The sequence below is a fragment of the Methylophilus sp. DMC14 genome (genome assembly GCF_056314085.1).
The window spans coordinates 338,514-353,014 of record NZ_JBQUZA010000003.1; the positions used below are offsets into that span (position 1 = coordinate 338,514).

At 53.3% G+C, this 14,501-nt stretch carries 9 protein-coding genes; 6 read left to right on the forward strand and 3 right to left on the reverse strand.

What is annotated here, in order from left to right; genetic code table 11:
• Positions 1-3 precede the first annotated feature (3 nt).
• The 3 genes from ACT53C_RS08635 to ACT53C_RS08645 all read left to right on the forward strand — a co-directional run bounded on the left by ACT53C_RS08635 (position 4) and on the right by ACT53C_RS08645 (position 3,907).
• The gene (locus ACT53C_RS08635; protein WP_476145561.1) at positions 4-663 is read left to right on the forward strand and encodes a hypothetical protein; all 660 of its coding nucleotides are present in this window, start codon (positions 4-6) and stop codon (positions 661-663) included.
• Positions 664-693: 30 nt separating this feature from the next.
• Positions 694-3,471: an ATP-binding protein gene (locus tag ACT53C_RS08640; protein ID WP_476145562.1), complete on the forward strand. Its 2,778-nt coding sequence runs from the start codon at positions 694-696 to the stop codon at positions 3,469-3,471.
• Positions 3,472-3,604: 133 nt separating this feature from the next.
• Entirely contained in the window at positions 3,605-3,907 is a 303-nt protein-coding gene (locus ACT53C_RS08645) for an EF-hand domain-containing protein (RefSeq protein WP_194748130.1), read from the forward strand.
• 30 nt (positions 3,908-3,937) lie between these two features.
• Here the strand turns inward: ACT53C_RS08645 and ACT53C_RS08650 are convergent, their stop codons facing one another.
• The gene (locus tag ACT53C_RS08650) at positions 3,938-4,318 is read right to left on the reverse strand and encodes a YchJ family protein (protein ID WP_476145563.1); all 381 of its coding nucleotides are present in this window, start codon (positions 4,316-4,318) and stop codon (positions 3,938-3,940) included.
• Between the two features lie 366 nt (positions 4,319-4,684).
• On the opposite strand from ACT53C_RS08650, the gene ACT53C_RS08655 reads away from it, so the two are divergent.
• Genes ACT53C_RS08655 through ACT53C_RS08665 form a run of 3 tightly spaced genes read left to right on the forward strand, consistent with a single transcriptional unit; the run spans position 4,685 to position 10,485 of the window.
• Complete coding sequence (locus ACT53C_RS08655; RefSeq protein ID WP_476145564.1) at positions 4,685-6,220, forward strand: TolC family protein; 1,536 nt, start codon at positions 4,685-4,687, stop codon at positions 6,218-6,220.
• 11 nt (positions 6,221-6,231) lie between these two features.
• Positions 6,232-7,434, forward strand: coding sequence for an efflux RND transporter periplasmic adaptor subunit (locus tag ACT53C_RS08660; RefSeq protein WP_476145565.1), 1,203 nt, complete (start codon positions 6,232-6,234; stop codon positions 7,432-7,434).
• Positions 7,435-10,485, forward strand: coding sequence for an efflux RND transporter permease subunit (locus ACT53C_RS08665; RefSeq protein ID WP_476145566.1), 3,051 nt, complete (start codon positions 7,435-7,437; stop codon positions 10,483-10,485).
• Positions 10,486-10,553: 68 nt separating this feature from the next.
• On the opposite strand, the gene ACT53C_RS08670 is transcribed toward ACT53C_RS08665, so the two are convergent.
• Positions 10,554-12,128, reverse strand: coding sequence for a peptide chain release factor 3 (locus ACT53C_RS08670; protein WP_275355729.1), 1,575 nt, complete (start codon positions 12,126-12,128; stop codon positions 10,554-10,556).
• 305 nt (positions 12,129-12,433) lie between these two features.
• Complete coding sequence (gene acs / locus ACT53C_RS08675) at positions 12,434-14,410, reverse strand: acetate--CoA ligase (RefSeq protein ID WP_476145567.1); 1,977 nt, start codon at positions 14,408-14,410, stop codon at positions 12,434-12,436.
• Between the last annotated feature and the right edge of the window lie 91 nt (positions 14,411-14,501).

The window sequence follows — 14,501 nt, forward strand, 5'->3', positions numbered from 1 at the left end:
CGCATGCAACAAACAAGCGAACAACTGGCCGCCAGACTGATTGCTCATCGTTATTTACCGCGTTCTGATGAAGTCATCAGGCGCGTGCTGTTCGACCTGGACTTTCGGGTCTCGCTCGAAAACAACCTCAAGGCTTGCGGTTTGCGCTTGCTGGACAACCCTTATGCCAGCCACGTGGCGGTAGGTCTGCACCAGGACGCAGAGCGTGCCGTGATGGATGATGGTCAGCAATGGCTGAGTAACAATATTGGGTTGCCCAAAGATACATTAGCCTTGACCGTGGTGCTGTGGGCCTTGATTATCCTGCCCAAGCGCGAACGTCAGTTGGGGCGGGAAGCCGCACTGGAGTCTCAAGGCGAGTTGTTTGGCACGCTGGTTAAAACCGAGCCGTCAGAGGAGTTGTCACGCGGCATCCCCGAAAACGTGTTGCTTGAGGATTTTGGCAAGTTGCTAGGCGGCAAAGGCCGTATCAGTAATTTTGCCTTGCCACAGTTATCGCGCCTGGGACTCATCGAACGCCGTAACAAGATTATTTATGAAGGTCCTTTACTCGACCTGGTGTTTGACTATGCCGAAATGGCCCCGCGCATCATCCAGGGCGCCCTGGGTGATCTGATCCGCGAACAGTCGCAGAGCGCTGGCGCGGGTCAGGCAACTTCTTAAATCAATGAACACAGAAAGACGATCAATAAGATGTTCAGGCTAAATCGACTGGAAGTCGTACATTGGGATTACTGGCAACGTTTTGTGGTGCCGCTGGATGCTTCCATTATTACTATTGTCGGGCCCAATGGCTCGGGCAAAACCACGCTGCTGGATGCCATGCGTACTTTGCTGGCGCTGGAATGCTCAGGCTCTGGTTCAGGAAAGCGGGATTACAAGCGCTATGTGCGCCGCAACGGCGAAGATTTTTGCTGGTTGCTGGGCGTGGTAGACAACAGTCGCCCTGTCGGGAGCAGCAAGCGTCCATTCGGCATTCCGTTCATGCAGGACAAAATCACACTGGCTTGCCATATCGAGAAAAAAGGCGGTGACTGGGTGCGGCATTACTGGGTGGCCGATGGTGAAGTGGCACTCAAGGACATAGCACAACAGGGCCAGGAGTTTGGGGTACGTGACTATCAGCGTCTGCTGCATGAGGCCGGATTGTCGCCCGCCATTGCCCGTGTGCTGTCACTCGAGCAAGGCCAGACCGACAAGTTGTGTGAATACAAGCCGCGTGAGCTGCTCGATTTGGTGTTTGATGTGTTTGGTGACAAGGAGATTCTGACACGCTATCAGGAGGCCAGGCAGCATCAGCGGGCCACCGAACAGGAGTTGCAATACACACAAAACAACCTTAAGGCGTTGGAACACAGCCTGCAAACCCAGGAGCAGCGTGTGAACCGCTATCTCGAATGGCAGCAGCTGACCCAGGAGCAGGCCTTGCTGGTGGATGAGGTGAAACCCCGGCTGGAGTTTTACCAGTTGCAGGAAGAAGCGGAGCGTGCAGCCCGCAGCCTAGATGCCAACCGTAAAGAGCGTGAAGGTCTGCAGGCAGACCTGACGGCCAAGACCAGTGAACTGGACTATCACAAAACCCAGGCCGAGCATTTGCAGAGCCAGCAGCAAGCCACGCGTCTGCATGAAGCCGACTTGAGCCAGCAGGTTAACCAGCTCAACAAGGAAGAGGGCAAGCTGGAAGCGGTCCTCGAGCAGAAGAAGCAGCTTGAAGCACAAGCGGCATTGAGTGCCGACGTGGTGCAAGCAACGACCGAGCTGGGGCAGCTTGAGCAGCAGCGTAGTGCCTTGCAAAACCGGTTATGGGCCAAACAGCAACAGCAGCAGCAATGGCAACATACCCTGGAAAACCTGAGCAGCGGGCGCCGGGCAGATCCACACGAAGTGACGGAGTTCAGGCAGGCGCTGAGTAAGGCCAATATTGCGCATGACACACTGGCCGATATTCTGGAAGTGACCGATGCCGGTTGGCAAACAGCCGTTGAGGCCGTATTGGCACCGTTTGCGCATGTCATCATGCTGCACAGTGAAAAACAGGCCGAGACGGCCTTTGCCCTGGGTGAAAGTCTGAAGTACCGTCACTTGATTGTGCCGGAAAGACAGTTGGCCGGTTTGCCGCCCAAAGGCTCTTTGCTGGAAGTGATAAAACTCAAACAACCGGTGGCGCCCTGGATGCTGGCGATGCTGGAACGTACGCAACGGGTGGAAGATACTGCCGCCGGCGTTGCCTTGCCACGCGGTGAAGACTGGGTGACGCGTCAGGGCTACTTGCGTGAGCGTCGTGGTGGCCGGCATGCGGCCCCGAATGAACCCAGGTTTGGTAAAGCCAGGCTGGACAGTTTGCGCCAGAACCTGCAACAGATCGAAACCGAGATCAATGTCTTGCAGGATGAACTGCATCCGTTGCGACAGCAGATTCAAACCCTCAAAAATGCGCTGGCCGGGGTCGATGCGGCCGCGCAACTGGCAGCTCGTGCCGAGCAGTTTGCCAGCATTGAGCGACAGTATGCGGACGTCAAGGCACAACGGCAGGCAGTCGGCGAGAAATTGTATGAAGTGTCACAACTGAATACTCAGCTGGAGGAGCGTATCCGCGATTCTATCCGCGCCCAGGAAAGCATACGCAACAAGATTGCCCAGTTGCAAAAAGACATTGTCGATAAAGAAAACCGGGAAGGCTGGGCTGAACAAGAGCGTCGGCTGGAGCGTATCCGTCACGACCAGCAGAAGTTGCCCGCAGATTGGCAGGAAACTTTTGCTAACAAGCAGCTGCTCGAAAAGTGGGAGAGCCCACGCTTGGTGGATATTCAAATTGAACAGATAGCCAAGCGACTGGAAACGCAAAGTTGGGAGACCGACCCTTATGTAATCGCTATGCGCGACAAAATGCAGGCGGATTACCTGACGCAAAAAGAGGATGTTGAAAGCCGCGAACGTGACAACCGGGCTGCACAAACGCAAACCGAACATGCCCGTGAAGCCTATATTGGCCGCTTGCGTTACTCGGTGAGCAAGTACAGCAAAAACCTTAAAGAGCTGGCCAAAATGGCCGATGTCGACGTCGATTGTGCGCCGGTCGCGCTGGAGGCAGATGATCTGACCTTGTCACAAGCCGGGCTCGAAGTGCGGTTTGGTTTTGACGACAAAGGCTTGTCTGGCATGAATGATGGGGATGCTTCTGGCGGCCAGCAGGTCATGAAGTCACTGATTTTGCTGGTGGCGCTGATGATGGAAGAAACCCGGCCAGGTGGGTTTGTCTTTATTGACGAGCCGTTTGCACACCTGGATATTTTCAACATCAAGCGCGTGGCCAGGTTCCTGCAGGCGACCAAGGCACAATACCTGCTCACGACGCCGGTGACCCATAACGTCGATGTGTATGACCCTTCGATGTTGACGCTGGTCACCGCCAAGAAGCAGGCGAATGCCGGCTGGGCGCCGCGGGTTGGCGTGCTGGTGCGCGAGCATTAGTCTCCGATTGTCCGGTCATGCCTGGGCCGGACAATCGCCATTCGATACAAACCGCTACATTACGATACACCGTTGCCGTTATGCCGCGCTTACAATGACCTGGTGATGATGACATCAAGCAGGAGGTGGCGACATGGCGAGTATTCTTTGTACTGTGAGTGCGCAGATCACACAAAACATCTTTTCGCGCATCGATTTGGAACACTGTGGCTTTTTGGATCAGCGTGCCTTGCAGCGCGCGTTGAAAGACCTCAGCCAAGCAGAGGTGCGCAGTCTGCTCCACAGGCTGGACCAAGATGGGGATGACCGCATTTCCCCTTATGAACTCAATCTGGCGATTATCGACTGGTTGAGTCAGACTCAACTGCAGTCCAGGCAGGCACCGGTCAGTCCCCTGTTTGCCCGATTGGTCAGTGATTACGGCCCTGCGCACTAATCTGTTTGCATCAGGGCGTAGCAGCCGTTTTTAAGCCTCTACCTGGCCGCAATACAGCCAGCGCCCGTCTAGATATTCAAACCGACTGTGTTCAGTCATGGTCGCCTTCTTTTGCTGACCACTTTGATAAGTCGCCACAAAAGCGACTTCAGCATGGGTGGCATCCTGTTGGTGATGCGCAAGCACCTCGAGTTTTAACCATTTAATTCCCTGCAAATCTGCTTGTGTCAGGCTATTCGGCCGTGTCTCAGTGTGCCAGGTTTGTAAAATATAGTCAGGCAATCTGAGGGCATAAGCGCTATAGCGAGAGCGCATCAGACGCTCGGCATCGGGGGCGGGTAAGCCTTGGTGTAAAGGCTGGCAGCAGGCTGCATAAGCATTTCCGCTGTAACAAGGGCAGGCATGTTTCAAATTTGGGTATCCCGGTAAAAATAAAATACATTGAGCCGTGATCAGCATTCAATGATGTTTTAAAATGTTTAAATCTGTTTACTCATTTGAGAGAAGATTCTAAACTATCGCCCACTCAGGTTTCCTATGCAAATTGTTAAATTTTTCCCGCAAAAAATCGACATTCTCAATGTCGTTATTATCTCGTGCATGGGCGCGCTTACAATGTGTACCCGCTTATTGTCCTTATTCGTCAGTAGCCTTGAAGATCCTTTTCTGTATTATGCACAAAAAATCGATTGATCTGATAAAGCACGTGATGCGCGCGCAGCTTGGTTCGGTCTGGATACCCTTGAGGGTTAACATGTAATGCGGCTGGATATGCTTATGCATGCAGTGCGTTTAATAAGTCAGCCAGCTCGGCTGGTCAGGGGAGATAGTGACTCAGCAATCACCACTTCAGGCATGCGGGCGACCACGATAAGTGTGCTGGCTGCGGTCAGCTTGAGCGCGTGCCTTCATACCGAGATGCCTGCACTGGATACGCCAGCGCCCTCTCAGTGGCGTCAGGCGCATAACGCATCTGCCACCCAAACTTCAGAGGTGCAACAGGCTTGGTGGCTTGCATTCAAGGACCCACTGCTGAATAAGGTGATGGAAACCGCGCTTAAGCAGAATTTGACCTTGCAGCAAGCTAGTGAGCGCATCAGTTATGCACGCTCGCTTCAAGCGCATGAGCTGACGACTGAAAAACCACAATTGAGTTTATATGCGGGTCCGAATAGTTTTTCACGCATGATGGCTGCCAGTAACAGTTCTTCTGGTCAGTCGCACAACGCAGCTTCTGGCTCTTTTTTGGCAGGTTTTGATTTGGTCTGGGAGTTACCGATTTTTGGCAAGGGTAGCGGCCAACGGCAAATCACCCAAGCTGACTTGCAAATTGCAGAGGCTGATGTTTCCAGTAAGCAGCTTTCATTAACGGCTGAACTGGTTCGCGTCTATGCAGAGCTTGAGGCTGCAGTCCAGCGCGAAAAGCAGCTGGCGGCATCTGAAGCGGGCTATTCAAATCTGTGGGAGTTGGCTAACAAAGGGGTGAGCGGTGGTTTTACCTCGCCTGAGTTTGCGCAATCCTTTATTGAGGAAGTGCATGGCACACAGCGTATGCGGCGACAAAATCGCCTCAGTCAAGAGATGGCATTGCAAAAGCTTGCTGTATTGTGTGGTCAGGCAGAGCCTGTTGATGAGTGGTTGATTGAATTACAGTCTCGCCCTGTGGGAGCATTGAATGCGGATGCGCAATCTTTATCATTACCATCAACCACGCCCGCAGAGATTATTCGCCAACGTCCAGATATCAAAATGGCTGAATCACAGGTGCTGAAAGCGTCAGGCGCTGTGGGGGTTGCCAAGGCTGACCTGTACCCTAAGTTATCTCTTGAGGGTGCGCTGATGCTTGCTGGGAAAGTGTCTGACGGTAGGTGGAGCCGTACAGGTAAATTAGCCTATTTAGCGCCTTCTATCAATATCCCCTTATTGGATTGGGGGTTGCGCCGAGAAGTTGTGAATCAGCGGGAGTCTCAACTACGAGAGGCCTTGCTGGCTTACAAAGAGGCAGTATTACTCGCGATAGAAGAAACAGAAAATGCCCTGATAAACTTTAATGAAAGCCGAGCCCAATTACTGTCGGAAGCGCAAGCATTCAGTCGGTGGCAGACACAGTCTGCCAAGTTAAGACGTGCGGTGGATGCTGGCTATTTAAGCAAAATGGATGTGTTTAAGCAGGATATGCGAAACCAGCAGACCTTATTACAATATATAGACGCCAAGCAGGCTTGGATGAGGGGGTATGCGTATGCAAATAAAGCGCTCTCTGGGACTGCGGGTTTGAATCCAGATCAACAGGCGACGGATAAAACACAATAATCAAGGCAATCATGAATAAACGGCTAATCGATCAATTGCCCCTGTTTTTGCACACACGCATGGCCTTAGCCATCGTGGTGGTGACCTCCATCTTGATGGTCTGGCACTTTAGCACGCACTCGGAATCAGCCAGACCCGCCAATGCAGCACTGACGGTGACAGCCATCACCGTGGAAAACAAACCGCTCAATTCGACGCTGGAATTGTTTGGCAAAGTGGTTGCGCAGGAGCAGGTGCCGGTGTACGCGGACATGATGCAAGGCCGCATTACCCAAGTGCTGGTGGACGAGGGCGATCACGTCAAGGCCGGTCAGCAGCTGGCGGTGGTGGATACCCAATTGGCCAAAGTGCAGCGGGTACAATCGCTTGCCAGCAAGCAGCGGGCGATTGTGGCGTTTAGTGAAGCGGAAGCGGCGCTCGATGATGCCAAGAAAACCCTGGACCAGGCGCGGACTGAACGCGTCCGCGGTGAAAAAGTCGCAGAGGATGGGCTGATTTCAAAAGAATTACTGGAGCAACGTATCCAGACCGAACAGGCCGCAGAGAGCAAGCTTAACACCGCCCGCAACCGTTTAAGGATGGCCTTATCCGATCTGTTGTCAGCCAATGCGCAGGTGGATGAAGCGGATCTCAAAATCAAACAGGCAGAGTTGGTCGCCCCGGTGTCAGGGTTGGTGATTCAAAGAAACGCGGTGGTCGGGCAATTGCTCAGTCAAACCAATCAATCCCAGTTTTTACTGGCCAAAGATGGCACGCTCGAGGTCGACATCGAAACCAGCGCTGAGGTGGCTGCGTCCTTAACGCATGGCATGCCAGTGCAGGTAAAAATCAAGGATGCTGATCGTCGCTATGCTGGCCATATCCGTAAAAAAGGCATCATGGTGCATGATGAAAACCAGATGTTGCATCTCAAGGTTGCTTTTTCCAAGGCCCCGGGGCTGAGCCCAGGGCAAGCCGCTACCGTGCTGGTCACCCTGCCGCAACGCAATGCCATCCGTGTGCCAGATAGTGCGATTGCCGTAGAAGGCGACCAGTATTATGTCTACAGCGTCGAGCAAGGACATGCCAAGCGCATTGCCGTTACTATTGGGCAGCGTTTGGATGGGGAAGTGGAGATACTGTCCGGGGTCAGTCCTGGCATGCGCCTCATTGATAAATTTGCCGGGTTTATCCGTGAAGGTGAACCAGTCAACGTCATTGCGGCAGTACACTAAGTGAAATTAAAGCTTTCTTCCTGGGCGATCGCCAACCCTTTGCTGATTGCCTTGGCGACCTTCATCCTGCTTGTTTGGGGCGCGGATTGTTTCCATCGTTTGCCGGTGAACGGCATGCCCACGGTCAGAATTCCAGTCGTCTCGGTATCCATTGCATTGCCGGGCGCCTCCTCCTCAACCATTGAGCGACAGGTGACCATCCCGGTAGAAAATGCTGTGGCCAATATCCCGAATATCAAGCATGTCACGTCCTATATCGAAAACGGCGTCTCAGTCACGCAGATTGAGTTTCGATATGGCACCAATATCCGTACTGTGTTGTCACTGGTGCGCGAGAAAATTGCCAGCCTACGCCGTCAATGGTCCAGCGATGTGGGAGAACCCCTGATCCAGCAGTCCGAAGATGACAATACGCCATTAATGACCTATGCCTTTCAATCCGGCACGCTTTCACTGCCCTCGCTGACGCAACAGGTAGACAAAGGCCTGGTCAGCGCTTTAATGGCGGTGGAGGGCGTGGAGAAAATTGAACGTCAGGGCGGCTATGACCGCGAAATTCACATTGAGCTGTTACCGGAGAAGCTATATGCACTCGGAGTCAGTGTCGCCACGGTGAATAAGCAAATACAGGCCTATATTGCGCAGGCTCCGGCTGGGCAGTTTAGCATGGGCAGCAAACAGACATCGCTACGCGTGCAAGGGGATCCGCAATCTGTGGATGCCCTGGCGCATCTGGAAATAGCTGTGGGAGAGCATCGCTATGTCACCTTGTCCAGCCTCGGCAATTTACTTGATACCTTCAAACCTGCCCAGCAATTAACGCGGCTTAATCGTCAGCCGGCCATCGGCATTGCCATTTACAGAACGGCGAAAGCAGATGAATTAAAAGTCGCAGAGGCGATTGAGCAGGCCATACAGCGCTGGCAACAGACGCAGCCGCATATCCAGGCCGAGCGGGTGCAGACGCAGATCGACTTTACCAAAAAAACGTACTTTTCTGCCATGATGTCCTTTTTGGAAGGCGTGTTGTTGGCAGGTTTGGTGGTGTACGCCTTTTTGCGCTCCACCCGTGCCACCCTGATTGCCGCTATTGCCATTCCTCTCTCTGTAATCCCAACGTTTATTGTCATGCACTGGCTGGGGTTTTCCTTGAACTTGGTCAGCATGCTCGCCCTGTCACTAGTGTCGGGGGTCTTGGTCGATGATGCTATTGTCGAGATTGAAAACATTATCCGCCATATGGAAAACGGCCAAGCGCCTTATCCAGCCGCCATGCGCGCGGCGGATGAAATTGGCCTGGCCGTGATTGCCACCAGTTTTGCCATTATTGCCGTGTTTGTCCCGGTCAGTTTTATGGGCGGGCTGGTTGGCCAGTATTTCATTCAATTTGGCATCACGGTTGCAACGGCGACTTTTTTCTCCTTATTGGTCGCACGTTTCATCACACCGGTGATGGCCGCCTACTTTCTAAAGTCGACTCCGCCAGTGGCACAGCAAGGCCGCTGGTATCACTTTTATCAAGGATGGTTGGAACAGTCGCTCAAGCATAGACGGATCAGCCTGTTGCTAGTGGGGCTGTTGCTGCTGCTTTCGGCCAGTCTGTTATTGATCTTGCCAGCAGACTTTATGCCGCAAGAAGATAAAGCCTTTTTCATGTTGCAGGTGGAGCTGCCTGCAGAAGCACAGTTAAAACAAACCGATGCTGCGATTGAGCAGGTGACTGAAGCCTTGCTAAGCAAGCCTGAGGTTAGCAGCGTCTACTCCTGGATTGGTGGACGTGACGCCGAGACCATGGTTGCAGGACAAGTCAATCGCGCGACCATGATAGTCAAGCTGGTGGCGCGGTCACAGCGCAACATCAGTGTCGATCAGTTCAAGCTGCAGGCGCTATATGAGTTGCGCCGCGTACCCAATGTGAGACTTAGTGCCTTAAATGAAAATGGCAGCAAGGCTTTTGGTTTGGTATTAACCGGGCACGACTCGCAACGTTTGTACCGCACTGCGTTGGCACTGGAACATGACATGCGCAAACTGCCGGCGTTTTCTAACGTGTTGTCCACGGTGCCGGCCATGAAAAGCAATCTGGTGGTGACGCCCAAGCCGCATGAAGCGGCGCGTCTGGGCGTCACCACCAGTGCGATTGCCGAGGAGCTGCAGATCGCCTTGAAAGGCGGCAGTGAAGAACAACTGGCACATGTGTTGCTGGATAATCAGTCCGTCCCCGTCCGCTGTGCTGTAAGATTGCCTGAGCAGTCTGCGCTGGCATTCTTGCGTCAGTTGCCGGTGACGACCAATACCCAGCAGATTGTCGCGCTGGATGCTGTGGCCAATTTGGCATTGATGCATGACTATGCCAGCATCACGCGCTATGACCGTATGCCGCAAATCGTCATTTCTGCTGATCTGAATGGCATTTCCTTGGGCGATGCGATGCAGACGGTACTGCAATTGCCGACCCTGCAGCAGTTGCCTGCGGGCATCAGCCTCAGTGAAACTGGCGATTCCGAAATGCTGAGTGAAATGTTCAGTACCTTTAGCATGGCCATGCTGAGCGGCTTGTTCCTGGTATGGATGGTGTTGGTACTGCTGTTCAGAAAGCTCTTGCAGCCCTTTACCATCATGATGGCCTTGCCCTTATCCATCTGTGGCGCGCTATTGGCGCTGGCGCTCACCCATCAGGCGCTTTCTCTGCCTGCAGTGATCGGCATCCTCATGTTGATGGGCATCGTCGGCAAAAATGGCATCCTTATTGTCGACGCCATCATTGAATGCCGCTCCGCAGGCTTGTCCAGAGTTGAGGCGATCATTGCCGCCTGCCAGCAGCGTAGCCGACCGATTATCATGACCACGATTGCCATGATTGCGGGCATGCTGCCAGTGATCATCGGCGCCGGGGCGGGGACTGGATTCCGTACGCCCATGGCTTATGCGCTGATAGGGGGGCTGGTGACCTCCACCTTGTTAAGCCTGATTGTCGTACCGCTGATTTATACGCTGATGGATGATCTTGAGCAACGGGTCAAAAGTCGTCTAAACACTGCGCACGAGTAAAAGAAACGCCCCGTAAGCGGTGCTTGGCGGGGCGATGGAAGAGGCTATACGAATAATAAAGCGATTCGCTAGGCGATTTCGCGCGTTTCCATAAACTGAATATCCGGGTAACGTTCCTGCGCCATTTGCAGGTTGACGCGGTTGGGTGCCAGGTAGACATAATCATCCGCGCTATCCAGGCCAACGTTAAAGCCATATTTATCTGCAATGGCTTTCAAATCCGCATCCGAGCCTTTGAGCCAGCGCGCGGTATAGCAGTCATAGGGCTCAAATACCATATCGACGCCGTATTCATGCTCCAGACGGTGTGCTACCACGTCAAACTGCAGCATCCCCACTGCGCCCAAAATCAGGTCATTCGACAGCAGCGGACGGAATAATTGCGCCGCGCCTTCTTCGGATAACTGTTTGAGGCCGATTTGTAACTGCTTCATTTTCATCGGATTTTTAATCCGTGCACGCCGGAAAAATTCAGGCGCAAATGACGGAATGCCAATGAACTTGAGAGCCTCATTTTCGGTAAAGGTATCGCCAAGTTTGATGGTGCCGTGGTTGGGAATACCAATAATGTCACCAGAATAGGCTTCATCCATGATGGTGCGGTCTTGCGCCATAAAGGTGATGGCGTTGTTAACGTTGAGCATCTTGCCAGTGGCGACTTGCTTGATTTTCATACCACGTTCAAAGCGGCCAGAGCACACGCGCAAGAAGGCAATGCGGTCACGGTGTTTGGGATCCATATTGGCCTGAATTTTGAAGACAAAGCCGGCAAACTTGTCTTCGTTGGCGGCGACTGCGCGTGTCGCCGTGTTGCGTGCCTGTGGCGGTGGCGATAAATCTACTACTGCATCCAGCAAGGATTGCACGCCAAAGTTGTTCACCGCGGAGCCAAAAAACACAGGCGTTTGCTTGCCGCTCAGATAGCGCTCTTTGTTGAATTCGTTGGAAGCACCGCGGACCAGCTCAATATCAACGCGCAATTCTTGCGCCTGGTAGCCAATCAGCTCGTCCAGACGTGGATTATCCAGGCCTTGAATCGTTTCAGAAGTCCCTTTTTCAGCACGGGGATCAAAGAACAAGATACTGTCATTCACCAGGCTGTAGACGCCGCGGAAGGTCTTGCCCATGCCAATCGGCCAGGTCATGGGCGCGCATTCCATCCCCAAGGTGGTCTCGATTTCATCAAGTAACTCTATCGGTGCGCGGCTTTCACGGTCCAGCTTGTTGATAAAAGTGATGATGGGCGTGTCGCGCATGCGGCAGACATTGAGCAGCTTGATGGTTTGCGCTTCGACGCCGTTGACCGAGTCAATGACCATGACGGCCGAGTCCACGGCGGTCAGGGTGCGGTAAGTATCTTCGGAGAAGTCATCGTGGCCGGGGGTATCCAGCAAATTCACCATGTGTTCACGATAGGGAAACTGCATCACAGATGAGGTAACGGAAATGCCGCGCTGCTTTTCCAGTTCCATCCAGTCCGAGGTGGCATGACGGGCGGCTTTACGACCACGCACTTCACCCGCGACCTGAATCGCGCCACCAAACCACAGCAGTTTTTCGGTGAGGGTGGTTTTACCCGCATCCGGGTGCGAAATAATGGCAAAGGTACGGCGGCGTTCAACTTCTTGCTGCAAACTGGACATGAAAAAATAGCGCTTTGGAAAAAAGTGCTATTTTAACCCAGATTTTATATTGGGACTTGAAAAGGCAACGACGTGCAGTTTGATGGGTTTTTGTGCAATTTTTTTGGCAATAGTCATTCTATTGCCAAAAAAATTAAGCAGAAAAGACGCGAACTGCGCAAGTTGACATTCAAGTAGGTCTGCCGCCCAGATATAAAATCTGGGTTGGCTAATCAAACACTTAGCCGGATTATTTTCGCATGAGGAAGATCGCCACCGCTGCGAAAATAATCAGAATAATTAACCCTTCCATCGTCAGTAGACGGTTAATTCACGGCCTGTTTCAACTGTTCTAGGATGGCCGGGTTATCCAGGGTCGAAATGTCAGAGGTAATCTCTTCCCCCTTGGCCAGGCTACGCAACAAACGGCGCATGATTTTGCCCGAGCGAGTCTTGGGCAGGTTGTCGCCAAAGCGGATTTCATCCGGCTTGGCAATCGGGCCAATTTCTTTTCCTACCCAGTCACGCAATTCGGCCACGATCTTCTTGGCTTCTTCGCCTTCTGGGCGCTTGCCTTTCAGCACGACGTAAGCCACCACAGACTCACCTTTGATCGGATGCGGTTTGCCGACCACCGCAGACTCGGCCACCAAATGGTTGGCGACCAGCGCAGACTCGATTTCCATGGTGCCCAGGCGGTGGCCGGACACGTTCAATACGTCATCAATGCGGCCCATGATGGTGAAATTACCAGTGTCAGCATCACGCACGGCGCCATCCCCCGCCAGGTACAGGTTGCCACCCAGTTCAGCCGGGAAATAGCTGGCTTTGTAACGTTCGGGATCGTTGTAAATGGTGCGGATCATGGAGGGCCACGGCTTTTTAATCACCAGTAGACCGCCATTGCCCCAGGCAATGGCTTTACCGGTTTCATCTACGACGTCGATATCAATGCCAGGGAAGGGCAGGGTGCAGGAGCCTGGCACCAAGGGAGTCGCACCTGGTAGCGGGGTTATCACATGGCCGCCGGTTTCAGTTTGCCAGAAGGTATCTACAATCGGACAGCGATTGCCGCCCACTTGTTCGTAGTACCACATCCAAGCTTCGGGGTTGATAGGCTCGCCGACGGTGCCCAGCAAACGCAGGCTGGCTAAATCGAAGTGGTTGGGGTGCGTGGTAAAGTCGGTTTCACCGGCTTTGATCAGGGAGCGGATCGCGGTGGGCGCGGTGTAGAACACGCTGACTTTGTGGCGCTGAATCATTTCCCAGAAACGCCCTGCATTCGGATAGGTCGGAATACCTTCAAACACAATCTGGGTCGCCCCCATGGCAAGCGGGCCGTAAGCGACATAGCTGTGACCGGTGATCCAGCCCACATCGGCCGTACACCAGTAAATATCGTTGGGCTTAATATCGAAGGTCCAGCGCATGGTGTTCATGGCGTGCAGCAGATAGCCCGCCGAGCTATGTTGCACGCCTTTGGGTTTACCGGTCGAACCTGAGGTGTAGAGCAGGAACAACGGATGTTCTGCGTCTACCATCACCGGCTCACAGGTGTCGGCTTGGCCTGCAATCAGGTCATGCCACCAGACACAGTTGCTATCCCAGGCGACGTCCATGCCGGTTTTCTTGAACACCACCATATGGCGGATGCTGTCACAGCCGCCCATGGCAATGCCTTCGTCGACTGCTTGTTTGAGCGGCAGCGTTTTACCGCCACGGTATTGGCCGTCTGAGGTAATCACCGCCACCGCGCCAGCATCGATAATCCGCTCATTCAGGCTTTTGGCAGAAAAGCCGCCAAACACCACCGAGTGAATAATGCCCAGACGGGCACAGGCCTGCATGGCGACCACGGCTTCAATGCCCATGGGCAGATAGATAATGACGCGGTCACCCTTGACCAGCTTGAGTGACTTGAGGCCATTCGCAAACTGGCAGACCTGGTGGTAGAGTTCTTTGTAGCTCACGCTGCGCACATCGCCGTTATCCGCCTCAAAAATAATGGCGGTTTTGTTGGGGATGGTTTGCAGGTGCTTGTCCAGGCAGTTGGCGGACACATTTAACTCGCCATCTTCAAACCATTTGTAGAAGGGGGCATGGTCCTGATTGAGTGTCTTGGTAAACGGTTTGTGCCAGATTAATAGCTCGCGAGCCAGTTTGGCCCAGAATCCTTCGTAATCCTGTGCCGCTTCCTGGCACAGGCGTTGGTATTCCTCCATGCTGCCGATCGCGGCCTGGCTTGAAAACTCTTTGCCCGGTGCGAATACGCGGTGTTCATGAAGTACAGATTCGATAGACATAGCGTCCCCCAAAAATCAATGTCAAAAAATGAAAGTGTGAGCGAACCTCAGGTGTTATTATTTTGGTTCTGATTGACAAACTCTCCGAGCA